Origin of the sequence: Bombilactobacillus mellifer, assembly GCF_000970795.1 — a bacterium.
GTDB classification, from domain to species: Bacteria; Bacillota; Bacilli; order Lactobacillales; family Lactobacillaceae; genus Bombilactobacillus; species Bombilactobacillus mellifer.
In genome coordinates, this window is record NZ_KQ034028.1 from 1,284,229 (window position 1) to 1,298,790 (window position 14,562).

The 14,562-nt window shown below is 39.8% G+C and carries 14 protein-coding genes and 4 tRNA genes; 2 read left to right on the plus strand and 16 right to left on the minus strand.

The annotated features are described in order from the left end of the window. Positions 1 to 231 precede the first annotated feature (231 nt). The 10 genes from purB to JG30_RS06170 all read right to left on the minus strand — a co-directional run bounded on the left by purB (position 232) and on the right by JG30_RS06170 (position 8,486). Entirely contained in the window at positions 232 to 1,545 is a 1,314-nt protein-coding gene (gene purB, locus JG30_RS06125) for an adenylosuccinate lyase (RefSeq protein ID WP_046317042.1), read from the minus strand. Between the two features lie 10 nt (positions 1,546 to 1,555). Next, complete coding sequence (locus tag JG30_RS06130) at positions 1,556 to 2,665, minus strand: ATP-grasp domain-containing protein (RefSeq protein WP_046317044.1); 1,110 nt, start codon at positions 2,663 to 2,665, stop codon at positions 1,556 to 1,558. A 12-nt stretch (positions 2,666 to 2,677) separates the two neighbouring features. Beyond that, positions 2,678 to 3,253, minus strand: a complete 576-nt coding sequence (locus JG30_RS06135) for a xanthine phosphoribosyltransferase (RefSeq protein WP_046317046.1) — start codon at positions 3,251 to 3,253, stop codon at positions 2,678 to 2,680. A 67-nt stretch (positions 3,254 to 3,320) separates the two neighbouring features. After that, positions 3,321 to 4,025 (minus strand): glycoside hydrolase family 73 protein, encoded by a 705-nt coding sequence (locus tag JG30_RS06140; protein ID WP_084616685.1) that lies wholly within the window; start codon positions 4,023 to 4,025, stop codon positions 3,321 to 3,323. Positions 4,026 to 4,113: 88 nt separating this feature from the next. Continuing rightward, on the minus strand, positions 4,114 to 4,314 hold the full coding sequence (locus JG30_RS06145; RefSeq protein WP_046317048.1) for a cold-shock protein: 201 nt from the start codon (positions 4,312 to 4,314) through the stop codon (positions 4,114 to 4,116). A gap of 191 nt (positions 4,315 to 4,505) precedes the next feature. Further along, positions 4,506 to 4,592 (minus strand) — tRNA-Leu (locus JG30_RS06150). 60 nt (positions 4,593 to 4,652) lie between these two features. After that, positions 4,653 to 5,087, minus strand: coding sequence for a hypothetical protein (locus tag JG30_RS06155; protein ID WP_046317051.1), 435 nt, complete (start codon positions 5,085 to 5,087; stop codon positions 4,653 to 4,655). Positions 5,088 to 5,089: 2 nt separating this feature from the next. Then, positions 5,090 to 5,917, minus strand: coding sequence for an ammonia-dependent NAD(+) synthetase (gene nadE / locus JG30_RS06160; RefSeq protein ID WP_046317053.1), 828 nt, complete (start codon positions 5,915 to 5,917; stop codon positions 5,090 to 5,092). A gap of 9 nt (positions 5,918 to 5,926) precedes the next feature. Continuing rightward, the gene (locus tag JG30_RS06165) at positions 5,927 to 7,402 is read right to left on the minus strand and encodes a nicotinate phosphoribosyltransferase (protein WP_046317055.1); all 1,476 of its coding nucleotides are present in this window, start codon (positions 7,400 to 7,402) and stop codon (positions 5,927 to 5,929) included. 10 nt (positions 7,403 to 7,412) lie between these two features. Beyond that, positions 7,413 to 8,486 (minus strand): glycosyltransferase family 4 protein, encoded by a 1,074-nt coding sequence (locus tag JG30_RS06170; RefSeq protein ID WP_046317057.1) that lies wholly within the window; start codon positions 8,484 to 8,486, stop codon positions 7,413 to 7,415. Between the two features lie 78 nt (positions 8,487 to 8,564). Here JG30_RS06170 and JG30_RS06175 point away from each other — a divergent pair, with 78 nt between their 5' ends. Then, on the plus strand, positions 8,565 to 9,278 hold the full coding sequence (locus tag JG30_RS06175; RefSeq protein WP_143443900.1) for a WecB/TagA/CpsF family glycosyltransferase: 714 nt from the start codon (positions 8,565 to 8,567) through the stop codon (positions 9,276 to 9,278). Positions 9,279 to 9,361: 83 nt separating this feature from the next. Here JG30_RS06175 and JG30_RS06180 read toward each other — a convergent pair whose 3' ends face one another. The 5 genes from JG30_RS06180 to JG30_RS06200 all read right to left on the minus strand — a co-directional run bounded on the left by JG30_RS06180 (position 9,362) and on the right by JG30_RS06200 (position 13,414). Then, positions 9,362 to 10,789 (minus strand): O-antigen ligase family protein, encoded by a 1,428-nt coding sequence (locus JG30_RS06180; RefSeq protein WP_046317059.1) that lies wholly within the window; start codon positions 10,787 to 10,789, stop codon positions 9,362 to 9,364. A gap of 25 nt (positions 10,790 to 10,814) precedes the next feature. Then, positions 10,815 to 11,516: a GntR family transcriptional regulator gene (locus JG30_RS06185; RefSeq protein WP_046317061.1), complete on the minus strand. Its 702-nt coding sequence runs from the start codon at positions 11,514 to 11,516 to the stop codon at positions 10,815 to 10,817. 152 nt (positions 11,517 to 11,668) lie between these two features. After that, a tRNA-Gln gene (locus tag JG30_RS06190) sits at positions 11,669 to 11,740 on the minus strand. A gap of 7 nt (positions 11,741 to 11,747) precedes the next feature. Then, a tRNA-Tyr gene (locus JG30_RS06195) sits at positions 11,748 to 11,830 on the minus strand. 117 nt (positions 11,831 to 11,947) lie between these two features. Then, positions 11,948 to 13,414, minus strand: a complete 1,467-nt coding sequence (locus JG30_RS06200; RefSeq protein ID WP_046317063.1) for a peptide MFS transporter — start codon at positions 13,412 to 13,414, stop codon at positions 11,948 to 11,950. A gap of 473 nt (positions 13,415 to 13,887) precedes the next feature. Here JG30_RS06200 and JG30_RS06205 point away from each other — a divergent pair, with 473 nt between their 5' ends. Continuing rightward, positions 13,888 to 14,319 (plus strand): GNAT family N-acetyltransferase, encoded by a 432-nt coding sequence (locus tag JG30_RS06205; RefSeq protein ID WP_046317065.1) that lies wholly within the window; start codon positions 13,888 to 13,890, stop codon positions 14,317 to 14,319. Between the two features lie 113 nt (positions 14,320 to 14,432). Here JG30_RS06205 and JG30_RS06210 read toward each other — a convergent pair. Then, positions 14,433 to 14,505: transfer RNA gene (locus JG30_RS06210), tRNA-Thr, on the minus strand. Positions 14,506 to 14,562 lie beyond the last annotated feature (57 nt).

The window sequence follows — 14,562 nt, forward strand, 5'->3', positions numbered from 1 at the left end:
TCAACTCTTCCTCTTTAAAATATCTCTCTGTCATTATAGCAAAGTCCACCCAACAATACAGAGAGTTCAGCTACGTCTTTTCCAATGTCCTTTTGAATTCCTAACCCCATTGTTAGTTCCTGTCTGCCTATTATAATATTTTCAAAATTTAAAATCTTAGTTCATAAAAAAACTTCCAAATTACCAACATAATTTGGAAGATCAACTTGAAAATATACTCCCGGCCTGAACTTACTTTTGTGGCACTGAAGTTATGCCCACTCGTTGAAAAATCTCATCGACTCGCCGCAAATGCCAACGATAATCAAAAGCATCGTCCAAATCTTGCGGGCTCAAACGAGCAGTAACTTGCGGATCGGCTTCTAATAATTGGCGAAAGTCTTGCTTTTGTTCCCAAACTTGAGCGGCCTTGGGCTGAACAATATCATAAGCCGCTTCCCGACTCAAGCCGGTTTCAATTAATTTTAACATTACCCGCTGTGAATAAATTAGTCCGTGGGTCACATTTAAATCCGCCGCCATTTTGTCGGGAAAAACTGTTAAGGTGGCTAAAATTTTATTGAACCGTTGTAACATATAATCCAATAATTCGGTTGTATCCGGCAAAATAATTCTTTCGGCCGAACTATGTGAAATATCCCGCTCATGCCACAATTCGATATCTTCTAAAGCGGTAAAGACATGACCCTTGATGACCCGTGCTAAACCGGTAATATTTTCGGAACCGATGGGATTGCGTTTATGCGGCATAGCGGAAGAACCCTTTTGGCCGGCCGCAAAAAACTCTTCCACTTCGCGGACTTCCGTCCGTTGTAAGTGACGAATTTCTAAAGCAAAGCGTTCTAAAGAAGCGGCAATTAACGCTAAAGTCATAATATATTCTGCATGTAAATCACGCGGTAAGACTTGCGTGGAAATCTCTTGGGGATGTAAGTTTAGCTCTTGGCAAACCATGGTTTCGACTTCTGGGGGAATATTGGCAAAGGTTCCCACAGCTCCACTAATTTTACCTGCCTCTACCCCGCGGGCAGCATGCTCAAAACGTTCTTGATCACGTTCAATTTCCGAATACCAAGTAGCTAAAACTAAACCAAACGTTGTCGGTTCAGCATGCACGCCGTGAGTCCGGCCAATCATTACAGTATCTTTATATTGTTGAGCTTTTTGAGCAATGGTCGTCTTCAGGCGCTGTAGATCGGTGCGTAAAAGCTCATTAGCCTGCTTAAGTAAATACCCGTAAGCCGTATCCACCACGTCAGTAGAAGTCACACCAAAGTGAATCCATTTTTTCTCCGGACCTAAACTTTGTGATACTGTGCGGGTAAAAGCTACTACATCATGCTTGGTGATTTTTTCCATCGCTAAAATATCTTCTACATTAAAACGTGCATTTTTTTCGATTTTAGCCAAGTCTGCATCAGGAATTTCACCCAATTTATTCCAAGCCCGATCAATCGCAATTTCAACAGTCAGCCACGCTTGATATTTATTTTGTTCACTCCAAATATGCGCCATTTCCGGGCGTTGATAACGTTTAATAACCATACGTACTCCTTTAAATTTGCCAAATCTGCGTGGGATTAATATAGTGCTGTAATTGGGTTTGATCCTGCCCAAATACAGTTAAGTATCCTAAATAAGGATTGAGTTGTGCTAAATTAGGACAATACTGTAACTGCCACTGCGGATGTTGGGTAATTAAATCAATGGCCCGCGTTAAATTAGCTTTTGTAAAAACTAAATTACAAGCATCCTGATGAACGCTGACTTGCGGCAACGGCCAATTGCAAACACTGCGCCAAAACAATTCCTCTTGACTGTAATTGGTTACTGCTTGATAAATATTCGCCTCAAACATTGTTCCCAAATAAATCCGCTGCACATATAACATATCCGTCGTCGTTATACATAATTTCACCGCAAACAACCCTTGATAATCAATATTTTGGGCAATGGTCTGGGCAATTTCTTCAATTTCACTTGTTAACCAAGCTTCATTTTGCTGATAAAGACTAATGGTATGCGACCAACGATCTTGGCAATTCAACCTAATGATCGGATAAGTTACATTTTTTTGCCGGTCGTCTTTATTAATTAACACTATTTGTTCTTGTTTAATATCTAAATAAGACTCCAACACAAAAGAACCGTGGGGAACATGATAATTTTCTAATTCCGCAGCATCTTGAAAAATCACCCCATCTAGACTGTGCACACTTTTTTGAATGGGTTTTAAGATACAGGGAAAACCAATCTCCTCCACTGTCTTAGCTAAATCCGCATCATCAATTACCGCTGCATACGGCACGATGTTTAAATTGTGGTCATTTAAAAAACTTTTCTCCAGATATCGGTCTTGCACCAATTCAAGCATTTCCGTGCCTTGAACTAACTTGTGGCGATCTGTAATCTGGTCTAAATGATCCAAATGTAAAAACTCGCTATCGTAAACTACAATATCAGAACAATCAAATAACAATTGTAACTTTGCAACTTCTTGATAGTCACCTTGAATAATCCGGATGCCGGGAATTGTTATGGATTTGGGATCCTGTGTCAGCACCACAACTTTAAAGCCCATGGTCAAGGCCTGTTGTAACAGCGCCAAGGTGGTTTCTTCACTATCAATAATGCCGACAGTATTAGTTGGACCAATAAAATTCATGTATTCTCACCACTATTCTTCTTCGAAAACAACTTGACCATTTTCAAAGGCCTTGATACGAGCCAGAGAAAAAATCGGAATGTGTTGACGGTCTATAAGTTGTCGCCCTTTTTGGAAGGTTTTTTCAATCACAATCCCGATGCCCTCAAGGTGCGCGTCGGCTTGCTTAATAATGTCCGTTAATCCTGCTACTGCTTGGCCATTAGCTAAAAAATCGTCCACGATCAAGACATGATCTGTGGCACTGAGAAACTTCCGGGAGACACTAATTTTGTTCGCGGTTTTTTTCGTAAACGAATAAACATCCGCCACGTATAAATCATCTTTTAAAGTCAATGATTTATGCTTCCGGGCAAAAACCACGGGCTTTTGAAAAGCTAAACCCGTCATCACAGCAGGTGCAATACCCGAAGATTCCACTGTCAAAATTTTCGTAATCGGAAATTCACGAAAGTGCTGATAAAATTCTTCACCCATCCGTTGCATTAACAACGGATCTATTTGATGATTTAAAAAACTGTCGACCTTCAAAACATCTTTGCCCAAGACTTGGCCGTCCTGCTTAATCCTTGCTTGTAATTCTTTCACATTTGTCACCTCAACCCATTTATTCTAGATTATCATTTTCTGTCGTGAATGTGGAGTCTTGACCTGATTACTTTGGATCATACTGATTGAGCTGATACTTTTCAATAAGGTCAATGAGCTTTCTTGTATAGCCCGGATCCGTGGCGTAACCATCTTGTTGTAAAGCTTGGGCTGCTTGTTGATAATTATTAGCTGCCAGCACATGTTGATATTGATGGGCATTCCAACTAGTTCCTTGGGCTAATAACAGATTGTGATCACGAATCGAATCCTCCCAACTCAAATAGGTTTTAAATCTTGCAGAAACCGTCATCCATTGACCGTTTTGATACTCTTGAGTTTGCAGAACTTGCGATTGTGTCGGATCATCGCTTTTCACACCAAATAAATTATGATAACGTTGGGCCAATTGACTGGTTCCCCAATCACTTTCCAAAATAGCCTGCGCAATTGTAATACTCGGTAACACGTTATACGTCTGTCCGGCATCGATAGCCGCCGGCGCTATTTTTTTAATAAATTTTTGATGCTGCTGAGCCGGTGTCTGCACTTGAATGGCGGCGGGATGAGATAATTGCCAAGATCTAATTAAATTGCCCGTCCAAAAGATCAAACCCAAGACAACAATTAATGCTAACCACAAAACCAATTGCCCATTGAGGTGATGGAAACGGCGCAGAAGTTTTTGATGATGTCGGGTTGGACGTTTGGCTGGCGTTCGATGACGTTTTGCAACACCTTTAGTGTGATATTTTCGTTTAACCGTAACCATACACCTCGATTCGATTAGTCTTTATCATAAATTTTAAGCAACAAAAAAACCAGCCAAGGGCTGGTAAAAATTTTAATTAAATAAAGTTTTATTCTTTGTTAACGTTAACGGCTTGTGGTCCGCGGTCACTTTCTTCGATATCGAAAGTAACGGATTGACCTTCTTCCAAAGTCTTATAGCCTTCACCATTAATTGCAGAGAAATGTACGAATACATCGCTGCCATCTTCACGCGTAATAAAGCCATAACCCTTTTCAGCGTTAAACCATTTTACTGTTCCATGTTCCATGTGAACATCCTCCTAAAACTCTTTTTGCATTTCTTGGTGGCACGTATGGAAGTTAGTTACACATGAACCATCGAACCATAACCATTCAAAAATACATACATAGTATAACATGCTCTGGAAACTTAAGCAATGCAATAACCACAAAAAAAGCCGAGTTTCCCCAGCTAAATTAGATTATAGTAATTGTCAGATGCGGGTAAGAAGACTCGAACTTCCACGAAGATTTACTCTTCACAAGATCCTTAGTCTTGCGCGTCTGCCAATTCCGCCACACCCGCAAAGCACTTTACTACTATAATATTAATTGAACATTTTTGCAAGGACCGATTCGTCTTTGCTTAAGAAATCTGATTCATCTTTACTAAAATTTTGCCCATTGCAGTAGTTGTTTGATCTTGTGCTGCTTCTGCAGCCTTAAAAGCCGGTATATCGACTGTGCGATCATCTTTCATACTGTCAATCATCGCCTGACAAGCAGCGACGTATTCTCGATATACCTTTACTAAAGAAAAATTTAATCCCATTAATTTGGCTGGCGGTGTAGCTTGTTGCAATTGAGCCGCTAATTGTTGATATTCATCCGTTCCATGCTGGAATTGACCTTCAATTTCTAAATAATGAGAAGATTTCATCGCCGTCAATTGATCATTAGCCAAAGCTGTTTTAATTTCTTCAAATTGCGGATTCAGCTCTTCTTGAATGGCTTGGGTTCTTTCTATAACTTGATTTAAAACTTGACTATAATGCCGCGCTTTTTGTTGGGTTTTATTCAAGTTTATTCACTTCCTAACTGATCAAAAACTGTATAGGGCAAACGCCGCTTGTGCGCCGTTCGTCGATACCAGTCTTCAATGCGCGTAGCTGCTTGATCTGAAACTGTTCGACCTTCCAAATAATTATCAATATCAGAATAAGTGACCCCTAAAGCAACTTCATCCGCTAGACCTGGACGCCCATCTTCTAAATCAGCAGTCGGTGTTTTGGTATATAAACTTTTTGGAGCTTGTAAAAATTGCAGCAACTGGCGTCCTTGACGTTTATTTAGCCGAAATAAAGGTGTCAAATCTGCGGCTCCATCACCATATTTGGTATAAAAGCCAGTAATATTTTCGGCGGCATGATCTGTGCCCACTACAGCTCCTTGACAAGCCCCTGCAATAGCGTATTGCACTAACATCCGTTGGCGCGCTTTCAAATTACCCTTATTAAAATCAGAAATAGTTAAGCCATTGGTCTCGATACTGGCAACCGCCGCATCCACTGCGGGCTTTATATTGACCCGATAAACTTGATCGGGATTAATCCAGTCCACAGCCGCCAAGGCATCACTTTCATCTGCTTGTTGTCCATAAGGCAGCCGGACGGCAATGAATTGATAATCTGGTTGCTCGGTTTGTTGGCGTAATTGACTCACGGCCATTTGGGCTAATTTACCAGTTAATGTTGAATCTTGTCCCCCGGAAATTCCCAAAACCAAGGTTTTCAAATGATTGACTTGTAAAAAGTGCTGCATAAAATCGACTGAACGTTGAATTTCCGTTTGTGGATCAATTTGAGGTTGAACTTGCTCGTAAGCAATAATTTTCTTTTGTAAAGGTCTCATTAGTTTCTCCTAGTCATCATTGCCGAGTTGTGCAACCATTTGATGCACTCGTTCAATGTATTTTATTTTATGATCATATAATCGCTGCGACAAATCAACTGGATAGTCTTGCGGATTCAAAATGCGTTTATATTCATCCCATAAGGAATCTAAATTAGCCCGACAGTAACTACGGATCGTTTGTAAATCAGGTAGTTGATAGACTAATTTGCCATTTTCAAAAATCTTTTGTAAAACTGGACGGGCTTTAAAATTACTAATAGTCTTACTAATATAAGTGTACTGCGGATGAAACATGTACAACTCATCCAAGGCATTAGGATCTTCGTCTTTGAGCGTAATATAATCGCCTTCAGATTTATCTTGCTTATTACTATTGGTAATTCGCCAGACTTGTTTTTCACCAGGAGTACTTATTTTTTCCACATTACTGGATAATTTCAAGGTATCCAACATATTGCCGGCATCATCTTCAATGGCTACTAATTTATAAACCGCTCCTAAAGCAGGTTGCCCGTAACCAGTAATTAGATGTGTTCCCACTCCCCAAACATCAATTTTAGCTTCTTGCATTTTTAAGCTTTGAATTTTATCTTCATCCAAATCATTGGAAGCTGCAATTTGAGCCTCAGGATAACCTGCTGCATCTAATTTTTCGCGGACCCGTTTAGAAATATAAGCCATATCCCCCGAATCAATGCGAACACCTCTAAAATTAATCTTATCACCCAATTCATCAGCTACGCGAATCGCATTCGGGACGCCACTTTTCAAAGTGTCATATGTATCCACCAAGAAAGTACAATCATGATGCGTCTGGGCATAAGCCATAAAAGCTTCATAATCATTTTGATAAAATTGAACCAAGGCATGAGCATGTGTGCCTGTAATTGGTATCCCAAATAATTTACCGGCCCGCACATTACTCGTCGAATCAAATCCGGCAATATAAGCCGCCCGGGCGCCCCAGATGCCGGCATCTAAATCCTGTGCCCGCCGGGAACCAAATTCCATTAAGGTATCATCGCCCGCTACATTTTTAATACGGGACGCCTTAGTAGCAATTAAAATCTGATAATTTAAAATACTCAATAAAGCGGTTTCTACTAAAGAACACTGATCCAAAGGACCTTCCACTTGCATAATAGGTTCATTGGCAAAAACCAAGTCTCCTTCTACGGCTGCGCGGACATCACAGCTAAAAGTCATTTGCTTCAAATACTGTAAGAAGCCTTCATCAAACTCGCCTTTTTGGCGCAAGTAATCAATATCTGAATCGGAAAAGTGTAAATTCTGTAAATAATTTACCGCTTGTTCTAACCCCGCAAAAATGGAATAACCGTTGTTAAAAGGATTTTTGCGAAAATAAGCCTCAAACACGGCCCGCCGCTTATTAATTCCTTTTTTCCAGTAGGTATACATCATATTTAAAATATAATAATCAGTATGCAAAACTAAACTGTCATCCACTTGATTTACTCTCATTTTTATTCCCCTACCTTATTAAATTTTGATAAATATTAATCACCGTTTTAGCGAGCCGAGCACTGGAGAAATTCTTTTTACAATAAAAGAAAAACTTTTGTCCCAGTGAACGAAGCTGATCTTGCTGCCATAATTGATAGGCCGCTTCAATAGCTGATTGTAATTGCGATAAATTATCCGGTTCTACTACCCAGCCAGTATCACTATGGACAACTTGAGCATCAGAACCTGTATCCGCCACGATCATCGGCAAAGCATGATTGGCACTTTCCAACAGAACCATTGGAAACCCCTCAGAGATCGATGGTAAAACAAAAACATCGGCATGCGTGTAATAAGCACTGGTATTATCTTGAAAACCGCTAAATTCCACTTTATTTGCAATCTGCAATTGATCTGCCAGTTTTTCTAACTGGGCGCGCAATGGCCCGTCACCCACAATTTGTAAATGATAATCAAACGGAACCCGCGCTAATGCCCGTAAAAGTGCCTGCTGATTTTTCACGGGTATCAGACTAGCAATATTAACGATAGTATACACTTTTTGCCGGGTAGTTTCCGGGGGGCTATCATTAAAATAAATGGCATTAAAAATCGACTTCATCTTAGCTGGAGCAATGCCTAAATCTTCCAAAATAGGCTGAAATTGCGGTGTGACCAACATTAATAAATCCGGACGTTTCAGCGAGTGAACATTCAAAGCCTTCAATAATTTGCCCACAAGATTAGGAGCAAAATCAATATGCGGGTTGCTATGCACCGTCACTACCCATTTAGCGGATACCTGACGATGAATTAACGACATAATAAAATTGGCCCGTGGTCCATGCGTATTCACGACATCAATATTATTGTCTTGGATAAACTTCTTTAAACGCTTCGCTACACTTAAGTCCCAGCGACCATTCTGATTCATAATGGTCGTAGGAATCTGATGCTTTTGTGCCAAATCCGACACCGGTCCACGTTCAAAAACTAATAGCTGCGAATCCACCCCCTGCTCATTCAGAGCTTGTAATAAATTAATAATCAAAGTTCGGCCCCCACCAGCTTCATTGCCGGCATTGACTTGTAAAGTTTTCATAAATTTTCCTCACATAAAATTGTTTAACCGCTCAGCATAGCGTAAACTAAAAGATAATTATTAAGGAGTCGAGTAGTTTTGAAGCAAACGATCACCATTTTAAATTTACCTTTTTTAAATACGACAAACGCTGATTTTAAAGAAATTTTGAAGAAGCGCTTAGCAAAACATCAAAATACCTTTATTGTGACGGCCAATCCTGAAATTGCCGTTTATGCTTATGATCATCCACAGTACTTACGCACTATTCAACAAGCCGATTATATTACTCCAGATGGCATCGGCATCATTAAAGCCTCCAAGCAACTCCAGCACCCACTGCAAGAACGCATCACTGGCTTTGATACTTTAATTAATCTGTTAGCAATTGCCAACCAACAGCAGCTTAAAATTTACTTGTTAGGTGCTCGGCCCGAAGTTATCCGTAAAACTGTGGCCAATATCACACAGCATTATCCGCAAATTCAAATTGTGGGTTATCATGATGGTTATTTTCAAGAGGAACAGCCGATTGTCGAAGAAATCCAACAAACTCAGCCGCAAATTGTGGCCGTAGCCCTCGGTTTTCCCAAACAAGAAGAATTTATTGCAAAATATCGGCAGGCGTCTCCGGCAATTTGGATCGGCGTGGGTGGCAGTTTCGACGTCCTCTCAGGTACCGTGAAACGGGCACCGCAGCTTTTCCAAAAATTGCATTTAGAATGGTTATATCGGTTCCTTGCGCATCCTTCTCGTTTGAACCGTTTTATGACGCTTCCGCGGTTTTTAAAACTCGTCAAACAACATCAATAAGTTAGCACTATTCAAAAACCATCATTGTCTTTAACAGTAGTCAAAAATGGCTACAGTTGCAAGTCCAAATGATGGTTTTCTGTTTAAAAATGATCATTGAAATCATAATTTTTCGTATGGGCCACATAATTTAATAAATAAGCCGCTACCAGTCCTAAATAAGTGCTGACACCGGGAGCATTTAAAACATGACCGGAAATAATAGACATAAAAATACCCAAGCCAAAAGCAACAAAGTACAGTAAATTATCCCAAATAAAAGCAGTGTTGATCCCCTTGAAAAAGCGATACAACAAATAAACAATAATTCCTACCAAGGGCGTCATGGTAATCACAAATCCAATCACACCGAATTGGAAAAAGAAATCTACCCAATCCATCTCGATGGTTAAAGGCTTATGCCGATAATTACCGCCGTAGCCTAAACCGAATAGTTTTTGACCCCAATTAGCCCGGTGATATTGCGCTTTAATCGTTCGAAAATAATTAGTGCGCCCACTCAACAACTTCGCGACCAAGGGATTATTCAATTCTTGATTTTTGACTAAAAATTTCTCATAGTGATTCAGCTTGCGATGAGCTTTTTTTTCTTTCAAAATCTCTTTTTGATTTTTTTGGTTGTCTTTAATGATTTCCATTTGAATAGTACTGTTTAATTTCACCGGCGCGTGGGGATACATCCCTAAAATACCACCCAGCATTAAAACAATCATCACTAAATTCACATAAAAATAACGGCGGGAAAAAGACCTTTGTTGTTGGCGATGATGCCACCAATAAAAACAGAATTGATTCACTAAGACGAAGAAAATCCCGATTATCATCCCGTAAAAACAACTCTTAGTGCCAACCATAATAATCGCAATAACCATCAAAAAGACGCCCAACCAATACCAAAAATAACCATACTTCTGGGTTTGCTTAATGGCGTATAAGGTCACGATAGGAAAAGTAATAGCCAAAATAGCGCCTAACTCATTGCCGGCATTAAACCATCCGCTTTCTCCCAATTTTCCTTGGGGGTAAGTTTTAAAAGCGGTTTGTGTCCAGTGAGCCAAGATCATCGACACACTGACACAACATTGGGCCCAATAAACTATCGCCGGCACCAGGCGTTTAATTTGTCGGGCTGATAAATTACGAAAAGCATAGTAAAAACCGACTAAAATAATCAAATAATACATACTTTTGAAAGTCCCGGCGGCTTCGGTAAACAGCGAAAAAACCGGTTTGGAGAACTTATTAATGCCCAAATTCAGAACCGCTAACAGCAATAATCCCACTAAATAATATCCAATATTGCGATCTACCCAATTACGTTGAGCTTTGGCAGCCTGCATAATAAATAATAAGACAGCAAGCAGCATCACAGCCCGGACCAGGACCCCCGCAGTAAGGCCAAAATGCGGTAACAGTCGTACCTGCCACCCGGTAATTATGTCCAAAAAAGGCTGTAATAAAATATAGAATAACAATAACTTGCTAAATTGCTGCACGTGCCTAGTATTCATATCCAAACTCCATTCGTCTATCGATTTATCGTTCTAAATAAAACTCAAAGCGCTCGCCCACATACTGGGTGCGCACGTATTCAAAGGGACGTCCGTCTTGCAGTTTCGTAATTTGACGTAACTTCAAAATGGCCTCTCCGCGTTTGATTTTCAACAATCCCGCTACCTTTTCCGAAGCTAAGGTAGCAGATACGGTTTGTTGTGCATGTCCTAGTTTAAACCCTTGAGCTTCCAAAACGTGATAAAAAGAATCGCCCAACTCATCGCGCCGCAAATTTTGCCCCACCCATTGTGGCAGCGTGGCAATTTCAAAACAAATGGGAATTTGATCCGCTAAGCGAATGCGTTCCATCCGAATAATATGTGCCGCAGCTGGCAATTGTAAATGTTCTTTCTCACTTAAAGTCGGCTCGGCCAAATGATAAGAAATCACACGACTAGAAGGAGTCTTGTTTTGTGCCAACATAATATCCGTAAAACTAGTTGTCCCGGACATTTTTTCTTGAACCTTACGATTAGCTACATAGGTCCCGGAACCCACTTTTCGCTGCAAAATACCCTCATCTACCAAGGTTTGAATTGCCTGCCGTAAAGTCATCCGGCTCACCGAAAAATGCTCCGACAATTGCCGCTCTGACGGAATTCGCTGCCCAATTTGCCACTTGCCCTTGGCAATATCAGCTTTGAGTTGATTATGTATTTGAACATAAACGGGGATATCTTCCATCATGGAACCTCCTTGGTAATTAATCACTGCTTAAAAGCATCCACCCGGTGCACAAAGATAAATCTATTTTATGTTAAATTTTATACTAAGTCGAATAAAAATTCCTTACAAACACAAAAAGCTGAGACCATTGCCTCAGCTTTTCCAATCAATTGGGTTAGCTGGATTCGAACCAGCGCATAATGGAGTCAAAGTCCATTGCCTTACCACTTGGCTATAACCCAATAATAATGGAAGGGAGTGGATTCGAACCACCGAACCCGAAGGAGCGGATTTACAGTCCGCCGCGTTTAGCCAGACTTCGCTACCCTTCCGTCATGCCATCAATCGATGACATTAAATATAATAATTAATTCTCGGCCAATTTGCAAGAGTAAATTTAGCTTTTTCGGAAAAAATTGTGCAAAAACAGAGTTTGCTGTGCACAAAAACTAATTCACGCCCGCCATTAATTTTTCAATCTTAGGCGTCCATAAGAATAAAATTCCCGCAAAAATCAACGCTACAACCCCCACGGCACCAAAATAGGCCATTTCGTGTCCGGGATAAAATTTAACCACCTGCGCATTAATCGCTTGACCAGCAGCGTTAGCCAAAAACCACATACTCATCATTTCTGAGGAAAAAGCTTTCGGCGCTAATTTAGTTGTTACTGATAGACCAATTGGCGAAATTAACATCTCGCCGACTTCTACAATAGCCCAACTTAAAACCAGCCACAGGGGGTTAACCTTTTGGCCGTGATTATTTATTAAAGGAATAATTAAAACTAAATATGAAAAACCGGTAACTACCAAGCCCATCCAGAACTTAGCTGGTGAGGAGGGTTGCTTTTTACCTAATTTGGTCCACAACCAGGCAAAAATAGGTGTATAAAGAACAATAAATAACGGATTTAATGATTGGAACCAACTAGGTACTAGTTTAAAGGAACCAAAATTCAACTGGGTTTTATTAGCCACAAACAAGCCTAAAACCGTCGATCCCTGCTCTTCAATTGCCCAAAAAATCACAGCAGCAATGAATAAGGCAATGTATGCCCGCACGCGGGATTTTTCTACTTTGTTAACCTTTTGGCTGGACAAAATAATAATGAAATAAGCCACCGGCAAAGCCACGCCTAATAAAGTCAGCAAGGTCACAATATTATTTAAGTTCAAAGCATTCATAGCCGCCAATACACCGAAAACGATGATAAAAATAACTACGAAAATCGCTGCTCGCCGATATAATTTAGTCAATTCCGGCTTAGTGAGCGGATCAGGCGCTTTTAAACTAACTGCCGGCAAATATTTTTTACCTTGGAAGTAATAAGTAACTAATCCAAAAAACATTCCAATCGCAGCCAAAGAAAAGCCCACGTGGAAATTAAACCACTTCCAAGCCTGACCCACGATCAAAGGTGCTAATAAGGAACCAAAATTAATTCCCATTACAAAGATACTAAAACCAGCATCACGCCGGGGATCCTCTTCACTATATAATCCACCGACCATTTCCGAAACATTAGGCTTTAATAAACCTGTCCCTAAAGTAATAAATATGATGGACATAAACAGCATTGTTTTACCCATTGGTAATGATAAACAAATATGTCCAAACATAATCAAAATGCCACCCCAAAATACTGTCCGGCGGCTGCCTAAAATACGATCACTAATATAGCCCCCTAAAACACTGGTCATATAGACTAAAGAGCCATAAATAGACATAATCGAAGCGGCAGTTACTTGGTCAAATCCCAAACCACCCTGACTGACAGCATAATACATGTAGTACAGGAGGATAGCGCGCATCCCATAGTAACTAAATCTTTCCCAAAATTCGGTCATAAAAAGCGTCTGAAGACCCCAGGGCTGACCGAAAAAAGTTCGTTGCTTTGTTTCCGTTTTTGTCATTGAATTTGTTTCTCCTACATTAAATGTCGAACCCAATTAATTTTAGGACGTCTAACTATAATTGTCAAAAAAAAGCCAGAGTGGCTGTTAAAATCAATTTTAAAAAGAAAAAATAATATTAATGAACTTTAAGTTAAAAATTAGCAGGTTAAAACTCAAAATTACCCAAAATACCAACCTTCTCAGTCACGAATATCCTATTATCCGGAATTTCATTTTGGCAGTGCAACTGATTGGAAAAGAACTGTACACAAAAATATTTAGAAATTTTATTTCTGCTGCGTATGATTAAAAATAATTCCACTACTAAGTAAAGAGCTTAATGCCAGAAATCTTCGTTCAGTTACCTGCTATTTTGGCCCGTTCAAAAGTATTGCTTAACGATTATCTTGACGATAGATAAATTATGAGTTTCTTTTTTGTAAGTAAATCATTATAATCTTTATTAATCCAATTTGAGTGAGGTTTTTATAATGGACATTTTACAAACTACTGATTTAAATTCTCCCATTTATCAAGCTAGTCTAAAAATAAGACAAGAAGTTTTTATCCAAGAACAAAATGTTGCACCGGAAATAGAAGTTGATGATCTTGAAAATCAATGTACTTATTATGTCGGATATGTTCAAAACCAACCGGTGGTCACGACAAGAGTTCACCATGAAGAACCTAATACTTGGCATCTACAACGCGTTGCTACGCAAGCCACAGCTCGTCATCAAGGTTATGCTAGCCAACTGCTGTCAGCAATTGAAGCTGAAGCCCGCCAGCAAAATGTTCAAACCATAACCCTGAATGCCCAAGATCAGGCCCAAAACTTTTATTTACAACTAGGTTATGAAGTCATGGGTCCTCAATTTTTAGACGCAGGTATTAAACATCACCAAATGATTAAAAACTTGTAGAATTCCGGCAAAACTGGTTTTAACAGCTGGTTTCAAGTTATAATAAAAAGGTCCGGATACTTTAAAGATCCGGACCTTTTATTAATTATTTATCATTACTAGGATTTATACTATGCCGGTTGCAGGATTCGAACCTGTGACCCTCGGTTTACGATACCGATGCTCTACCAGCTGAGCTAAACCGGCATAAAACACTAACTGGAGTTTCAATACTACTCAGACAAAAAAAGCCGGTACTCCGAC